Annotated in this window: 11 protein-coding genes and 5 tRNA genes; 4 read left to right on the top strand and 12 right to left on the bottom strand. The window is 57.0% G+C overall.

Features of this window, described 5'->3' with window-relative positions; translation table 11 throughout:
- Nucleotides 1–28: 28 nt before the first annotated feature.
- The 4 genes from BJP61_RS05650 to emrB all read left to right on the top strand — a co-directional run bounded on the left by BJP61_RS05650 (nucleotide 29) and on the right by emrB (nucleotide 5,160).
- On the top strand, nucleotides 29–1,213 hold the full coding sequence (locus BJP61_RS05650) for an MFS transporter (RefSeq protein ID WP_038868246.1): 1,185 nt from the start codon (nucleotides 29–31) through the stop codon (nucleotides 1,211–1,213).
- A gap of 548 nt (nucleotides 1,214–1,761) precedes the next feature.
- Entirely contained in the window at nucleotides 1,762–2,292 is a 531-nt protein-coding gene (gene mprA, locus BJP61_RS05645; protein ID WP_038868245.1) for a transcriptional repressor MprA, read from the top strand.
- A 136-nt stretch (nucleotides 2,293–2,428) separates the two neighbouring features.
- Complete coding sequence (emrA, locus tag BJP61_RS05640) at nucleotides 2,429–3,604, top strand: multidrug efflux MFS transporter periplasmic adaptor subunit EmrA (RefSeq protein WP_038868242.1); 1,176 nt, start codon at nucleotides 2,429–2,431, stop codon at nucleotides 3,602–3,604.
- 14 nt (nucleotides 3,605–3,618) lie between these two features.
- Nucleotides 3,619–5,160 (top strand): multidrug efflux MFS transporter permease subunit EmrB, encoded by a 1,542-nt coding sequence (gene emrB / locus BJP61_RS05635; protein ID WP_038868240.1) that lies wholly within the window; start codon nucleotides 3,619–3,621, stop codon nucleotides 5,158–5,160.
- A 58-nt stretch (nucleotides 5,161–5,218) separates the two neighbouring features.
- Here emrB and BJP61_RS05630 read toward each other — a convergent pair whose 3' ends face one another.
- The 12 genes from BJP61_RS05630 to alaS all read right to left on the bottom strand — a co-directional run bounded on the left by BJP61_RS05630 (nucleotide 5,219) and on the right by alaS (nucleotide 15,762).
- Nucleotides 5,219–7,738, bottom strand: a complete 2,520-nt coding sequence (locus BJP61_RS05630; protein ID WP_171997958.1) for an EAL domain-containing protein — start codon at nucleotides 7,736–7,738, stop codon at nucleotides 5,219–5,221.
- A gap of 447 nt (nucleotides 7,739–8,185) precedes the next feature.
- On the bottom strand, nucleotides 8,186–8,701 hold the full coding sequence (gene luxS, locus BJP61_RS05625) for an S-ribosylhomocysteine lyase (RefSeq protein WP_038868238.1): 516 nt from the start codon (nucleotides 8,699–8,701) through the stop codon (nucleotides 8,186–8,188).
- Between the two features lie 153 nt (nucleotides 8,702–8,854).
- Nucleotides 8,855–10,411 (bottom strand): glutamate--cysteine ligase, encoded by a 1,557-nt coding sequence (gshA, locus tag BJP61_RS05620; RefSeq protein ID WP_171997957.1) that lies wholly within the window; start codon nucleotides 10,409–10,411, stop codon nucleotides 8,855–8,857.
- Between the two features lie 92 nt (nucleotides 10,412–10,503).
- On the bottom strand, nucleotides 10,504–10,932 hold the full coding sequence (locus tag BJP61_RS05615; RefSeq protein ID WP_053531554.1) for a YqaA family protein: 429 nt from the start codon (nucleotides 10,930–10,932) through the stop codon (nucleotides 10,504–10,506).
- The gene (gene yqaB / locus BJP61_RS05610) at nucleotides 10,929–11,495 is read right to left on the bottom strand and encodes a fructose-1-phosphate/6-phosphogluconate phosphatase (protein WP_171999251.1); all 567 of its coding nucleotides are present in this window, start codon (nucleotides 11,493–11,495) and stop codon (nucleotides 10,929–10,931) included. Before yqaB ends, BJP61_RS05615 begins: the two co-directional genes overlap by 4 nt.
- 306 nt (nucleotides 11,496–11,801) lie before the next feature.
- Nucleotides 11,802–11,878: transfer RNA gene (locus BJP61_RS05605), tRNA-Arg, on the bottom strand.
- A gap of 60 nt (nucleotides 11,879–11,938) precedes the next feature.
- Nucleotides 11,939–12,015, bottom strand: a tRNA-Arg gene (locus BJP61_RS05600).
- 60 nt (nucleotides 12,016–12,075) lie between these two features.
- A tRNA-Arg gene (locus tag BJP61_RS05595) sits at nucleotides 12,076–12,152 on the bottom strand.
- Nucleotides 12,153–12,212: 60 nt separating this feature from the next.
- Nucleotides 12,213–12,289, bottom strand: a tRNA-Arg gene (locus BJP61_RS05590).
- A gap of 4 nt (nucleotides 12,290–12,293) precedes the next feature.
- A tRNA-Ser gene (locus tag BJP61_RS05585) sits at nucleotides 12,294–12,386 on the bottom strand.
- A 318-nt stretch (nucleotides 12,387–12,704) separates the two neighbouring features.
- Nucleotides 12,705–12,890, bottom strand: a complete 186-nt coding sequence (csrA, locus tag BJP61_RS05580) for a carbon storage regulator CsrA (RefSeq protein WP_000906486.1) — start codon at nucleotides 12,888–12,890, stop codon at nucleotides 12,705–12,707.
- 244 nt (nucleotides 12,891–13,134) lie between these two features.
- A complete protein-coding gene (gene alaS, locus BJP61_RS05575) occupies nucleotides 13,135–15,762 on the bottom strand; it encodes an alanine--tRNA ligase (RefSeq protein WP_171997956.1) in 2,628 nt (875 codons plus the stop codon).
- Between the last annotated feature and the right edge of the window lie 8 nt (nucleotides 15,763–15,770).

Genomic DNA, 15,770 nt, shown 5'->3' with positions numbered 1-15,770 from the left:
CCCTTCTTATTGAGCAACATACAAAACCATGACCAAACACTCTCAAGGACTTAGCACACCGCTGACGGTATTGATGTCTGTCGCGACCGGTCTTGTGGTAGCGAGCAACTACTATGCCCAGCCGCTGCTCGACACAATCGCCAACGCCTTCGCCATTACCGCCAACCAGGCGGGCTTTATTGTGACCGCCGCACAGCTCGGCTACGCCTTTGGGCTGCTGTTCCTGGTGCCGCTCGGCGACATGTTCGAACGCCGCAGCATGATTGTCATCATGACGCTGCTGGCCGCCGCCGGGATGCTGATTACCGCCAGCAGCCATACGCTGGCGATGATGATCCTCGGCACCGCGCTGACCGGCCTGTTCTCAGTGGTGGCGCAGGTACTGGTGCCGCTCGCCGCCACGCTCGCCGCGCCGGAAAAACGCGGCAAGGTGGTGGGCACGATTATGAGCGGCCTGCTGCTCGGTATTCTGCTGGCGCGTACCGTCTCCGGTGCGCTCGCAAGCCTCGGCGGCTGGCGCACCGTCTACTGGGTCGCGACGGTGCTGATGGCTATCATGGCGCTCGCGCTCTGGCGTGGGCTGCCAGCCGTGAAACAGACCAGCACGCTTAACTATCCGCAACTGCTCGGCTCTATTTTCAGCCTCTTTACCCGCGATAAGCTCCTGCGCACCCGCGCGCTGCTGGGCTGCCTGACTTTCGCCAACTTCAGCATTCTCTGGACGTCGATGGCGTTTTTACTGGCTGGCGCGCCGTTTCACTTCTCCGACGGCGTGATTGGCCTGTTCGGCCTTGCGGGCGCGGCCGGCGCGCTCGCCGCGCGACCGGCTGGCGGGTTTGTCGATAAGGGCAAAGCGCATCTCACCACGACCTGGGGGCTGGTGCTGCTGCTGCTGTCGTGGATTGCCGTCGCGTTCGGCCAGTTTTCGGTTATCGCGCTGATTATCGGCATTCTTATCCTCGACCTGACCGTACAGGGCGTGCATATCACCAACCAGAGCGTTATCTACCGCATTCACCCGGACGCGCGTAACCGCCTGACCGCCGGTTATATGACCAGCTATTTTATTGGCGGCGCGGCCGGATCGCTGATTTCCGCCTCCGCCTGGCAGCACGCCGGATGGAACGGCGTGTGCGCCGCGGGTGCGATTATCGCCCTACTAAATCTGGTAGTGTGGTGGCGGGGCTATCACCGCCACAGCGGCGCAGAGTGAGGTCTGCGTCGCACCTTTGCCGTCCTGAATGCCCGCGAAGGGTGTTAAGGGCGGTAACACTCTGTTAAGGTTATGCTGAGTTATTTATTCGAGTGATTTTAACTTCGGCAATATATCAAAAACGTATATGGATATACCCACACCCTTAAGCCCCTCCCTGCCCCTTCGCATCACCACGCTGGCAGGGAGAATAAGCGATATTTTGCCATCATTTATCAGCGGCTTGCCCGTGGATTTCATCTCGCGTTTCTGTACTGTATCGCCTGGTCTGACATCATCCGAATCGACTTCTTATATTTCCGTTACTTATATGAACGACGCCCGGCTTACCCCGTTTTCCGCCGATACGCGTGGTGTCAGCGCGTCGTTATTTCTCATGCCCGCCTGGCCGCAGCGCCTACTGGCAAGGCGGCGGGCGCTCCGGGTTATGGAGTAGTCCGGAAGCTCATGGCGGTAACGTAGCCATTAGTGATTCATCTGAATAATAGATTTACATGATTTGTTACCGTCGTTATTATATCGGCTGCAATTAATGAGGTTATACCCAAATGGATAGTTCGTTTACGCCCATTGAACAGATGCTTAAATTTCGCGCCAGTCGCTACGAGGATTTTCCGTATCAGGAAATTCTGCTGACTCGCCTGTGCATGCATATGCAGGGCAAGCTGCTGGAAAACCGCAATAAGATGCTGAAGGCTCAGGGGATTAACGAGACGTTGTTTATGGCGCTGTTGACCCTGGAGTCCCAGGAGAATCACAGTATTCAGCCGAGCGAGCTGAGCTGCGCACTGGGATCGTCGCGCACGAACGCCACCCGCATTGCCGATGAGCTGGAAAAACGCGGCTGGATCGAACGTCGCGAAAGCGATAACGATCGCCGTTGCCTGCACCTTCAGCTGACTGAAAAAGGTCAGGACTTCTTACGTCAGGTGCTGCCGCCGCAGCATAACTGTCTGCATCTGCTCTGGTCTTCCTTAAGCAGCCAGGAAAAGGAACAGCTGGAGCAGATAACACGCAAATTACTCGACCGTCTCGACCAGATGGAAGAGGACAATACGATGCTTGAGGCCGTTCGCTAACGCGCCAATAAGCGCTCGTTTCGCAAACGTGCTGTTGCAAGGAAACCGCTACACTGACAGGCCAGCATCGTGCTGGCCTTTTTGACAACAGAGGTCGGCGTCCGCCGACGACAACAATAAGAACGTGGAGATAAACATGAGCGCAAATGCGGAGAACACCACCCCGCAGCAACCGGTGAATAAGAAGAAGGGCAAACGCAAAGGCGCCCTGCTTTTATTGACCTTGCTCTTTGTTGTTATTGCCGTGGCGTATGGCGTTTACTGGTTTTTAGTGGCGCGTCATTATGAGGAAACCGATGACGCTTACGTGGCAGGGAACCAGGTTCAAATCATGGCGCAGGTCTCCGGCAGCGTCACCAAAGTGTGGGTAGAGAACACCGACTTTGTGAAAAAAGGCGACGTGCTGGTCACACTTGACCCGACAGACGCCCAGCAGGCCTTTGAAAAAGCGCAGACGCAGCTCGCCTCAAGCGTCCGTCAGACTCGCCAGCTGATGATTAACAGCAAGCAGTACGCGGCAAATATCGATGTACAGAAAACCGCGCTGGCGCAGGCCCAGAGCGACTTAAACCGCCGCGTGCCGCTCGGCAGCGCCAACCTGATTGGCCGTGAAGAGCTCCAGCACGCCCGCGATGCGGTCGCGAGCGCCCAGGCGCAGCTTGATGTCGCCATCCAGCAGTACAATGCCAACCAGGCGATGATCCTCGGCACCACGCTTGAAGATCAGCCAGCCGTCAAACAGGCCGCCACCGAAGTGCGCAACGCCTGGCTTGCCTTGCAGCGTACGAAAATCGTCAGTCCGATGACCGGCTACGTATCGCGCCGCTCGGTGCAGGTGGGCGCGCAGATTAGTTCCAGCACGCCGCTGATGGCAATCGTGCCTGCGAGCGGTTTGTGGGTGGACGCTAACTTTAAAGAGACCCAGCTTGCTCATATGCGCATCGGCCAGCAGGCGACCATCGTCAGCGACATCTATGGCGATGACGTAGAGTACACCGGCAAAGTGGTCGGGCTGGATATGGGTACCGGCAGCGCCTTCTCGCTGCTGCCCGCGCAGAACGCCACCGGCAACTGGATTAAAGTCGTGCAGCGCCTGCCGGTGCGTATCGAACTTGATCCGAAACAGCTTGAACAGCATCCGCTGCGCATCGGTTTGTCCACGCTGGTTAAAGTGAACACCAGCAATCTTGACGGCGGCGTTCTGGCGACGCAGACCCGTTCGCAGCCCGCGTATGAAAGTAACGCGCGCGAAATCAGCCTGGAGCCGGTGAACAAGCTGATTAACGATATTGTGCAGGCGAACGCAGGTTAACCGGCGGAGGTTGTATGCAGCAGCAACGTAAACCGCTGGAAGGGGCGCAACTGGTCATTATGACCATCGCCCTGTCGCTTGCCACGTTCATGCAGGTGCTGGACTCCACCATCGCCAACGTGGCTATCCCGACGATTGCCGGTAACCTGGGCGCCTCGCTGAGTCAGGGCACCTGGGTTATCACCTCGTTCGGGGTGGCGAACGCCATCTCGATCCCGATTACCGGCTGGCTCGCCAGACGCGTCGGCGAGGTGCGTCTGTTCGTCTGGTCCACCATCGCTTTCGCCATCGCCTCCTGGGCATGCGGCGTCTCCAACAGCCTGAACATGCTGATTTTCTTCCGCGTGATTCAGGGGATTGTGGCCGGGCCGCTGATCCCGCTTTCCCAGAGTCTGCTGCTGAGCAACTACCCGCCGGCCAAGCGCTCCATCGCGCTGGCGCTGTGGTCGATGACGGTGATCGTCGCCCCCATCTGCGGCCCGATCCTCGGCGGCTGGATCAGCGATAACTACCACTGGGGCTGGATCTTCTTTATCAACGTGCCCATCGGCATCGCTGTGGTGCTGATGACGCTGCAGTCGCTGCGTGGCCGCGAAACCCGCACCGAACAGCGGCGCATTGACGCTGTGGGGCTGGCGCTGCTGGTCATCGGCATCGGCAGTCTCCAGGTGATGCTCGACCAGGGCAAAGAACTCGACTGGTTTAACTCCACTGAAATCGTGGTGCTGACGGTCGTGGCCGTGGTCGCGCTCTGCTTCCTGATTGTCTGGGAGCTGACCGACGAGCACCCGATTGTCGACCTCGCGCTGTTTAAGTCGCGCAACTTCACCATTGGCTGTCTGAGCATCAGTCTTGCCTATATGCTCTACTTCGGCTCGATTGTGTTGCTGCCGCAGCTGCTGCAGGAGGTATACGGCTATACCGCCACCTGGGCGGGGCTTGCCTCGGCGCCGGTCGGGATCATTCCGGTTATCCTCTCGCCGATTATCGGGCGTTTCGCGCATAAGCTTGATATGCGCCGTCTGGTGACGTTCAGCTTTATTATGTACGCGGTGTGCTTTTACTGGCGCGCGTACACCTTCGAGCCGGGCATGGATTTCGGCGCCTCGGCGTGGCCGCAGTTTATCCAGGGTTTCGCGGTGGCCTGCTTCTTTATGCCGCTGACCACCATCACTCTTTCCGGCTTGCCGCCGGAGCGGCTGGCGGCGGCGTCGAGCCTGTCCAACTTCTTAAGAACGCTGGCGGGCTCTATCGGCACCTCGATAACGACGACGCTCTGGACTAACCGGGAATCGATGCACCATGCGCAGATGACCGAGTCGGTGACGCCGTTTAATCCCAATGCGCAGGAGATGTATAACCAGCTCCAGGGCATGGGGATGACGCAGCAACAGGCGTCGGGGTATATCGCACAACAGATTACCAACCAGGGGCTGATTATCTCAGCCAACGAGATTTTCTGGGCCTCGGCGGGCGTGTTCCTGATCCTGCTCGGGCTTATCTGGTTTGCGAGACCGCCCTTCGGAGCGGGGGGCGGCGGTGGCGGCGCTCACTGACGCTCGCGATAAAAAGGCCCGCACTCGCGGGCCTTTTTTATTCACGGCGTAAACGCGTTTATTCGTTGATCGATACGGCGCCCTGCTCGCGCAGCTGCGCTTTCAGACGCTCCAGCGGCAGCGGTCGGCACATCAGATAGCCCTGGGTTTCATCGCACTGGTACATTTTCAGCTGCGCCAGCTGTTCCGGCGTCTCCACCCCTTCGGCGGTAATGCTGAGCGAAAACGCTTTGCCGAGCCCGATAATGTTTTCCACGATGCTGTTAGCGTTATCCGAGTGCGGCATCCCCGCTACAAACGATTTATCAAGCTTAATGCCGTCGAACGGGAACGTGCGCAGATAGCTTAACGAGGAGTAGCCGGTACCGAAATCGTCAATGAGCAGCCGCACGCCGAGCGCTTTCAGGTTGTTCATTATCTCAAGGCTTACCTCCGGGTTGGAGAGCGTGGCGTTCTCTGTCACCTCCAGCTCCAGCCGCGCCGGCGCAAGCCCGGTCGTTTCCAGCGTCTCTTTCACCCGCTCCACCAGCCCTGGCGTGCGGAACTCCACCGCCGAAATATTGACGGAAATCGCAAGGCCCGGCATTTCACGCTGCGCGTCGCGGCAGGCGGCGTTCAGCACCCAGTCGCTGATGGCGATAATCAGCCCGGTTTCTTCGGCAAGCGGGATAAACTGATCTGGCATCAGGATGCCATGCTCGGGGTGATGCCAGCGCAGCAGCGCTTCCACTGCCACTATCTTCTCCGCGCTGACGTCATAACGCGGCTGATAAACCAGCTGGAACTGTTGCTCGCGAAGCGCCTCGCGCAGGCTGTTTTCCATTTCGCGGCGCTGAACAATCTGCTCAGCCATATCGGCGTTATAAAACACCCAGTGGTTACGCCCGCTGCTTTTGGCTTTATAAAGCGCGATGTCGGAGAAACGCAGCAGATCGGTGGCGTTGACGGAATCCTGCGGGGCGAGCGCGATACCCATGCTGGCGCCGATTAAAATCTCATGCTCCTGCACGGTAAACGGGCGATTGATCTCAACAAGAATTCGCTCGCAGAGCTGTTCCAGCGCTTCTTTGCGCTCAATATCCGGAATTATCAGGATAAACTCATCGCCGCCCTGGCGCGCCACAAGGTCAACATCGCGCAGGCAGGCGCGCAGGCGCTCCGAGACCTGATGCAGCAGCTCGTCGCCGACGCCGTGGCCGAAGAGATCGTTGACCGGCTTAAACTTGTCGAGGTCGAGGCTTATCATCGCCAGCGGATGCTCGCGAGTCGGGCGTGACTGAAGTTTGCCTTCCAGAAACTCCTTCATGCGCACCCGGTTGGGCAGGCCGGTGAGCTCGTCATGCAGCGAGAGATACTGCACGCGCGCCTGGGCTTCGACTTCCAGCGTGACGTCGGTCGCGGTGCCGCGAAAGTTCAGGGTGCCTTCCGCTGTTGCGATAGGCTTCGCCACGAGGTTGCAGTAGCGCTGATGGCCCTGCGCCGAGAGATAGCGGCAGTGTGTCATATTGCGATGCCCGCTCTGCCCCGGCTGGTGAAACCACGCCTCCAGCGTGGCCCTGTCTTCCTGGATAAATTCCGTTACCCGGCGTCCCAGCCAGTCGGCGATGCGATACCCCGTGATGACCGGAAAGCGTTCGGAAAGCCAGGTGAAGCGCAGCTCATCGTCGGTTTCCCAGATCCAGTCGGTCGTCGCTTCCACAACATCGCGAAAACGCCGCTCGCTCGCCGCCAGCGCCAGCCGGTTCTGCTCCAGCAAAAAGGCGTTTTCATCGTTAAGCCGCGCTTTGTTGAGCGCGTTACGCATCAGCAGCCCCGCGACCAGCGCGGTAAAGAGCGTCAGGAAAATAAGCAGCGGCAGAATGACGACCATCAGAGCGTGCCCCGGATCTTCACTTCGCCAGGCCATGGTGACTTGTCCGTTACCGAGCGGCAGCGCCAGCGTCACCTGGCGATAATCGGGCCGCGCCTCGCCCGGTTTACGCACGTGCAGCTCATCAATGCCATATTCGCGCCCCATTCTTGCGAGTTCCGTTTCGGTGAGCACATCGATAAACACCATCAGCGACGGCGCGCCAGGCTCTGCCTCGACGACATTATCGCCGCCGCTACGTATCCACGCCGCGCCCACCAGCGCCGGTTTGCCGTTATACGCCATCGGCGTGACAATGGCCGCCCCGTCTGTGCCATCGAGCGCAATACGCAGGCTTTTCAGCATTGGCGCGCCTGTCCAGTGTTCAACGTTCTGGTTACGTAGCCTGCCGTTGACGACGCTGTAACGGGTAGTGTCGCCGCCATCGGTCACAAAAACGCCATCGTAGCCGAACATCTCATAAAGTGACTGCCCGAGGTTGCCGCGATCCCATGCCCAGCGCACGTCGGTAGTTTTATGCAGTTTGAGATACGCCTCGCCCCAGTCGGAGTAGTCGTTGAGATTGGTTTTAAGCGCGTCCTGACGATTTTGCAGGGCTTTTAAAAACAGATGGCGGCTGCGTGCATCTGTGCGGTCATTAATATCATTCGCAATATGCAGCAGAGAGAGAATCGCGAGCAGGAAAAATAGCCCTAACAAAGCCCCCATAAAAAGCAGCGTGCGCCGGATAAAACGCGTGGTATTACCCGTTTCGTTACCAGATAACTCAGAAGCGCCGCGTCTGAAAAAACCTCTCATTCTCGATCCCAGTCAGTTAGTGCCTTAATAATGATTATGACGCCCGTGAAAAGATCCTGCGCGTTACAGAGACCTTTTGTGGCAAAATATATTCTGGCTCAGGGGCTTGCGGCCCATGCGGCCTTAACACTGACGATATACACAGACAGGACGCGGCCCGCCACTGTTCCGGGTCAATCGTTCAGGGTATAAATAGTATTGAAACGATATTTTATAATGCGGGTTTATTCTGCGCCTGACCGTATAATTTGTTTTAAGTCGACAAAACGCGGGTCTGAAGAAAAATATAACCGCAACGGTAATCATATAATAAAAAAGGAGCCTGTCAGGCTCCCTTTTCGTTATTTAACGCAGCTTTTACAGGTGCAGTTCCTGTAATTTTTCTTTCGGCAGCGCCAGTTCGTCGTTGCTGTTCACACCCACGCCACGCTCGATAATATGACGCGCAATTTCCTGCGCCTCTTCCAGCGAGTGCATCTCGTAAGTGCCGCACTGGTAGACGTTCAGCTCAGGGATCTGGTTCTGCGCTTTGACCTTCAGCACATCCTGCATCGCCGCTTTCCAGGCGTCAGCGACGCGCTGTTCGTCAGGCTGGCCGATAAGGCTCATGTAGAAACCGGTGCGGCAGCCCATCGGGGAGATGTCGATGATCTCCACGCCGTTGCCGTTCAGGTGATCGCGCATGAAACCGGCAAACAGATGTTCCAGCGTGTGGATACCTTTTTCCGGCATCACTTCTTTGTTCGGCGCACAGAAACGCAGGTCGAAGACAGTGATGGTGTCGCCGTGCGGCGTGTTCATGGTTTTCGCCACACGCACCGCAGGCGCTTCCATACGGGTATGGTCGACAGTGAAGCTATCAAGCAATGGCATCTGATCACCTCCGATAAGTGATTTTTTTAAAATTAAACTGAACTAATGATCGCGGGCCGGGTCTGAATCTATGAAAGACGCGCATTTGTTATCATCATCACTGAGTTCAGAGATGACAATTCGGCCACAGCGATGTGGCCTTTTTCTTTTGTGTCACGCCTGCTTCGCCAGCCATTCGTCAAACGGCTCGGTGTCCGCGGCTTCAATCTCACGCTGACGCGCCAGCGACGCCGCCTGCTCTTTACGGAAATCCTCTTCCTGCAGTGCCTGCAACGGCTCTTCACGCAGCATCGTGCGGTAGCGGTCTGCAAGTTCCCGTCCGGTTCCGCCGATCCCGTTTTCAATCATTGAGCGCAGAATCCGCGCAGAGTACGTAAGCTCCGGATCGTCAAAGCACGCCACCAGACGATCGCAGACCTGCTGGTACTCCTGGCCGCCGTTAATGCCGTCGAGCGTTTGCGCCACGCGACGTAAATCGCGGAACAGATCTTTGCCCACTTTCTCAAGCGGGAACTGCGCTGTTTCACAGCCGATACCGAGGGTCAGTCCCGGTTTGCGGCCTTCGAGGATAACCCGGTTCCAGTTGGCGCGGGTGCACAGCAGTTCATCGCTGCTCATCTCCGGCGCATCCGCCAGCGCACACCAGACCATAAAGAGATCGAGGAAGCGCACCTGATTTTCATCCACGCCAATCGGCGAGAACGGGTTGATGTCGAGCGAGCGTACTTCGATGTATTCGATACCGCCGCGCAGCAGCGCATCGGACGGTGATTCGCCGTCGCGCGTGACGCGCTTCGGACGGATCGGCGCGTAGAGCTCGTTTTCAATCTGCAGGATGTTAGTGTTGATTTGCAGATACTCGTCCTCTTTCTTCAGCCCCAGCGCCGCATATTCTTCCGACGGGGTTTTGATGGCGCGCTTCAATCCTGCCACATAACTGTGCAGATCGTTAAACGTAATCCCGAGATTGCTTTGCGATTTATTGGTATAGCCGAGATCGCTTAAGCGCAGCGAGGTGGCATAAGGCAGGTAATACATGCCGCAGTCGGTTTTCTTAAACGGCAGCGTAGTCGGCTTGCCTTGCAGGAAGGACGAACAGATAGCCGGCGATGCGCCAAACAGATACGGAATAACCCAGCCGAAACGGTAGTAGTTGCGAATCAGGCGGAAATAACCCGCAGAGATAGCCTCTTTGCCGCTCCCGGCATCCTCCACCTGACACTTCGCCTGCCAGAACGCGAGCGGCAGCGAGAAGTTGTAGTGAACGCCGGAGATAGTCTGCATCAGCGCGCCGTAGCGGTTTTTCAGCCCCGAGCGATACAGTGTTTTGAAGCGACCGATATTCGAGGTGCCGTACTGCGCAAGCTCGATATCCTGCCCTTCTTTAATATAGCAAGGCATACTGAGCGGCCACATGCGCTCGTCGCCAAGCATTCTGGCGGTATGGCGATGAATATCGCGCATGACCGTTAGCATGTGGTCGATATCGCCATCTACCGGCGTGATAAATTCCAGAAGGGCTTCGGCAAAGTCCGTCGTGATCCACTTATGGGTTAACGCGGCGCCCAGGCTTTCCGGATGCCCCGTGGTCGCCAGCTCGCCTTCCGGCGTGACGCGCAGCGTTTCGCGCTCCAGCCCACGGCGAATGCCTTTTAATGCCTCAGGATGCTCGGTTAACCAGGCCAGCGCCTGTGATACGTCCGGGATCAAATTGACCTCCCGCCTGTCGTGTCGAAAATATTTTTATTAAGCATAATTGTAATGGTAAAGGTTGACGATGAAAGGTCGCTCAAACAATCCAATTAGTGCCACCACGTCATACCCTGTAAAGTCGCCGCCGCGATAACGATATAGCGCAGCGCCTTGCCAAGGCACAGAAAAAAAATCACCCGCCCCCAGGGCAGCCGCAACCACCCCGCCAGCAGGCACAACAGATCGCCGACCAGAGGCAGCCAGCTTAACAGCAGCGCCGGCGCGCCGAACCGTTGCAGCCAGCCCTGCGCCCGCTCCTGCCAGCGCGACGACTCGCGCAGTGGAAACAGCCGCCCAAGAATAACGTTAGTTAACCCTCCAAGGCTATTACCTATTGTTGCGGTTAATACTAACAGCCAGGGGGTACTTTTCGCGCTTACCAGCAACGCCACCAGCACCGCTTCGGAACTGCCCGGCAGCAGCGTGGCGCTTAAAAAACTGCTGGTGAAGAGCGAAAAGAGTGACAGCGCGTCGCTCACAGCAGACGCACATCCACAGCGTCCATTCCCGCCAGACGCGCCGCTTCAAGCCCGAAATCCGCGTCTTCAAACACCACGCATTTTTCGGGCGCGACGCCCATTAGCGTCGCACAACGCAGAAACGTATCGGGAGCGGGTTTGTGATGCTGTACATGATCGGCGGCAACCACCGCGGCGAAATAATGACGCAGGCCGAGATGCGCCAGTAGCGCCTCTGCCATCGCGCTTTCGCTGCCGGTGCCAACAGCCATCGGACGACGGCCGTGCCACGCTTTGACGACGTCAATCAACGGCAACGGACGCACCGTATCAAGCAGCATCGCCTGCACCGCCGCGGTTTTTTCGCGCGCCAGCGCATGAGGGTCAAGGCTCGCCTGATTAAGCTCAATAACGGCCTGAGCGATTCGCCAGGTAGGCGAGCCATTCAGGGCGACCATTGCCTGCACATCAAACTGCATGCCGTAGCGGCCGAGAACGTCGCGCCAGGCTTGCCGGTGCGTGGGCTCGGTATCGAGGATAGTGCCGTCCATGTCAAAAATCAGCCCGTCGTAACGCTCGTACATCATGCCCTCATTACCTGACCGCAAGGATTGTTACTTTAGCTTAAACCATTAATTTTGTCGCTGTTAAGGGTGACGGCAGGTGCGCTTGAGGCAGGAAAAGTAGCGTGCGAACTGGATTGCGGGAACAGATAATGCGTTATGCCAGATAAAGGCTTTAACAAGAGAAGGGGGAGACGCATGCGGGAGGATTATTCGGCTTCGCCTCACCCTGACGGGCCGCTGCTGAAGCAGCGTTATCCTCCCTGGATTTCGCGATATGTATCGCTCACCAGGTCACGACATCATTACAGATAGCGTGGAGTAATATGGTGCATCCGGGAGGATTCGAACCTCCGACCGCTCGGTTCGTAGCCGAGTACTCTATCCAGCTGAGCTACGGATGCATCGGGATTTACTGCTGTACTGCGGATTCACGGCATCATTGCTGACAACGTGGAGTAATATGGTGCATCCGGGAGGATTCGAACCTCCGACCGCTCGGTTCGTAGCCGAGTACTCTATCCAGCTGAGCTACGGATGCATCGGCATTTACTGCTGTACTGCGGATTCACGGCATCATTGCTGACAACGTGGAGTAACATGGTGCATCCGGGAGGATTCGAACCTCCGACCGCTCGGTTCGTAGCCGAGTACTCTATCCAGCTGAGCTACGGATGCATCGGGATTTACTGCTGTACTGCGGATTCACGGCATCATTGCTGACAACGTGGAGTAACATGGTGCATCCGGGAGGATTCGAACCTCCGACCGCTCGGTTCGTAGCCGAGTACTCTATCCAGCTGAGCTACGGATGCAAAATGGCGGTGAGGGGGGGATTCGAACCCCCGATGCAGCTTTTGACCGCATACTCCCTTAGCAGGGGAGCGCCTTCAGCCTCTCGGCCACCTCACCACACGCCTCTTACGAGTGCTTCGAAGAGCTTGTTTCGTCTCATCGTCGCTGCGTGGCGCACATATTACTTTCTGGGACTTATAAGTCAAACAATTTTTCCCGACTCTGTATCGTTTGCACATTTACCGCCCAATCCGCCTGCTTTACCAACAAAAAGACTGTTTTATCAACGTAAATACACAGACACGACGAGGCACAGAGCGTAGTAAAAAAGAGGGCGAGCGCGTCGGGAAAACCAGAAAAAGCGAGAGAAACAGGAGAAAGGAAGAAAACGAAAAGGGGGGATGCGCCTCGCCTGTGTGAGCGAGACGCGACAACTCAGTAACTGGACTGTTGCGATTTTTCAGCCTGGATACGCTGGTAGATCTCTTCACGGTGTACAGATACCTCTTTGGGGGCGTTCACGCCAATACGTACCTGGTTGCCTTTTACCCCAAGAACTGTCACGGTCACCTCATCCCCAATCATGAGGGTTTCACCAACTCGACGAGTCAGAATCAGCATTCTTTGCTCCTTGAAAGATTAAAAGAGTCGGGTCTCTCTGTATCCCGGCATTATCCATCATATAACGCCAAAAAGTAAGCGATGACAAACACCTGATGTGTAAGCAGTCACGGCATTACATTCTGTTAAACCTAAGTTTAGCCGATCCAGAAAAAATCAACCCGACTTTATCGTTATAGTTCCGGCACAGATAAAGACGCCATAACAACAAAGGGTTATGGCGTCTTTCCTACCGTTTCGTTTTTTAAAGCTTAGCGGCTACCCAGCTCTCAACGCCGCCAAGCGCTGCGGGCAGCGCCGCGGCATCGGTGCCGCCAGCTTGCGCCATATCCGGACGTCCGCCGCCTTTTCCGCCGACCTGCTGAGCAATCATGCCCACCAGCTCACCCGCCTTGACGCGGTCCGTCACATCTTTTGACACACCCGCGATCAGAGAGACTTTGCCCTCCGCCACGGTAGCCAGCACGATCACTGCGGAGCCGAGCTGATTCTTCAGATCGTCAACCATAGTGCGCAGCATTTTCGGCTCCACGCCAGTAAGCTCGCTTACCAGCAGCTTAACGCCTTTGATCTCAACGGCTTTACTGCTGAGACTGGCGCTCTCCTGCGCCGCCTGCTGTTCTTTCAGCTGTTGCAGTTCTTTTTCCAGCTGACGGGTACGCTCAACCATCGCGCGAACTTTATCGTTCAGCGTCTGGCTGTCGCTCTTCAGCAACTGAGAGAGTTCGTTCAGGCGGTCATTCTGGGCATGAACCAGAGACAGCGCGCCTTCGCCAGTTACCGCTTCGATACGGCGCACGCCTGCGGCCGTGCCGGATTCAGAAACGATGCGGAACAGGCCGATATCGCCAGTGCGCGACGCGTGGATACCGCCGCATAGTTCGGTTGAGAAATCGCCCATGCTCAGTACGCGAACGCGGTCTTCATATTTCTCGCCAAACAGCGCCATCGCGCCTTTCGCTTTGGCTGCTTCCAGGTCCATCACGTTCGTTTCAATCGGCAGGTTGCGACGGATCTGAGCATTCACCAGATCTTCTACTTTACGGATCTCTTCCGGCTTCATCGCTTCGAAGTGGGAGAAGTCGAAACGCAGGCCTTTGTCGTTCACCAGCGAGCCTTTCTGCGCAACGTGGGTGCCGAGCACCTGGCGCAGCGCGGCATGCATCAGGTGCGTTGCCGAATGGTTGAGACGAATACGGTCGCGACGCGCGTGGTCCACTTCCGCTTTAACGCCCTCGCCCACTTTCAGCACGCCGCTCGCGAGCTCGCCGATATGCCCAATCGCCTGGCCATATTTCTGGGTATCGTTCACGGCGAACGTGAAACCGTTGCCCTTAAGCTCGCCTTTATCGCCAACCTGGCCGCCGGATTCCGCATAGAACGGGGTCTCGTCCAGCACCACCACCGCCTGCTGGCCCGCGGTGACCTGGTCAACGGATTTCCCGTCGATAAACAGTGCGGTGACTTTCGCGGTCAGTTCGGTCTGATCGTAGCCTTTAAATTCAGAGGCACCGTCAACGCGGATCATCGCGTTGTAATCCGCGCCGAAGCCGCTGGATTCGCGTGCGCGACGGCGCTGCTCTTCCATCGCCGCTTCAAAGCCCGCTTCGTCAACTTTGATATTGCGCTCGCGGCAGACGTCCGCGGTCAGGTCGACCGGGAAGCCGTAGGTGTCATACAGACGGAAAGCCGTTTCGCCATCAAGCGTATCGCCCTGAAGCTTCGCCAGCTCTTCATCAAGCAGCGCCAGGCCACGCTCCAGCGTGCGGGCGAACTGCTCTTCTTCGGTTTTCAGCACCTGCTCAACCTGCGCCTGCTGACGTTTCAGCTCATCGCCCGCAGAACCCATTACGTCCACCAGCGGCCCAACCAGCTTGTAGAAGAAGGTGTCTTTGGCGCCCAGCATATTGCCGTGACGGATAGCGCGACGAATGATGCGACGCAGCACATAGCCGCGGTTTTCATTAGACGGGATCACGCCATCGGCAATCAGGAAAGCGCAGGAGCGAATATGGTCTGCGATAACACGCAGAGATTTATTGCTCAGATCGGTCGCGCCGGTCACGTTCGCGACCGCATGGATCAGTTTCTGGAACAGATCGATTTCGTAGTTAGAGTTAACGTGTTGCAGCACCGCAGCGATACGCTCAAGGCCCATGCCAGTGTCCACGGACGGCTTCGGCAGCGGTTCCATGGCACCGTCAGCCTGACGGTTAAACTGCATAAACACGATATTCCAGATCTCAATATAGCGATCGCCGTCTTCTTCCGGGCTACCCGGAGGACCGCCCCAGATGTGGTCGCCATGATCGTAGAAAATTTCGGTGCACGGGCCGCACGGGCCGGTATCGCCCATCTGCCAGAAGTTATCAGACGCATAAGGCGCGCCTTTGTTATCGCCGATACGAATAATGCGTTCGCGCGGGATGCCGACCTCTTTTTCCCATATTTCGTAAGCTTCGTCATCGGTCTCGTAGACGGTCACCCACAGGCGCTCTTTCGGCAGGTTAAACCACTGCGCGCCGGTCAGAAGCTCCCAGGCATACTGGATAGCGTCGTGCTTGAAGTAGTCACCGAAGCTGAAGTTGCCCAGCATTTCGAAGAAGGTATGGTGGCGGGCGGTGTAACCGACGTTTTCCAGATCGTTGTGTTTACCGCCGGCGCGCACGCAGCGCTGCGCAGTTGTCGCGCGGGAATAATTACGCTTGTCGAGACCAAGGAACACGTCCTTGAACTGGTTCATCCCGGCGTTAGTAAACAGCAAAGTCGGGTCGTTGTTCGGGACCAGAGAGCTACTGGCGACTACCTGATGTCCCTTGCTATGGAAAAAGTCGAGAAACGCCTGACGGATCTCAGCGGTGCTCTTGCTCATAATTATCC

The organism is Cronobacter sp. JZ38 (genome assembly GCF_008932145.1).
Classification (GTDB): Bacteria; Pseudomonadota; Gammaproteobacteria; order Enterobacterales; family Enterobacteriaceae; genus Cronobacter; species Cronobacter muytjensii.
The sequence above is the reverse complement of the archived record's forward strand: the minus strand, read 5'-3'. Positions and strand labels throughout refer to the sequence as shown.

Coding starts and splice junctions, on each gene's coding strand:
- alaS (WP_171997956.1), bottom strand. CDS start 15,762: ATGAGCAAGAGCACCGCTGAGATCCGTCAGGCGTTTCTCGACTTTTTC.
- BJP61_RS05630 (WP_171997958.1), bottom strand. CDS start 7,738: ATGGGGGCTTTGTTAGGGCTATTTTTCCTGCTCGCGATTCTCTCTCTG.
- luxS (WP_038868238.1), bottom strand. CDS start 8,701: ATGCCATTGCTTGATAGCTTCACTGTCGACCATACCCGTATGGAAGCG.
- emrB (WP_038868240.1), top strand. CDS start 3,619: ATGCAGCAGCAACGTAAACCGCTGGAAGGGGCGCAACTGGTCATTATG.
- yqaB (WP_171999251.1), bottom strand. CDS start 11,495: ATGTACGAGCGTTACGACGGGCTGATTTTTGACATGGACGGCACTATC.
- mprA (WP_038868245.1), top strand. CDS start 1,762: ATGGATAGTTCGTTTACGCCCATTGAACAGATGCTTAAATTTCGCGCC.
- csrA (WP_000906486.1), bottom strand. CDS start 12,890: ATGCTGATTCTGACTCGTCGAGTTGGTGAAACCCTCATGATTGGGGAT.
- emrA (WP_038868242.1), top strand. CDS start 2,429: ATGAGCGCAAATGCGGAGAACACCACCCCGCAGCAACCGGTGAATAAG.
- BJP61_RS05650 (WP_038868246.1), top strand. CDS start 29: ATGACCAAACACTCTCAAGGACTTAGCACACCGCTGACGGTATTGATG.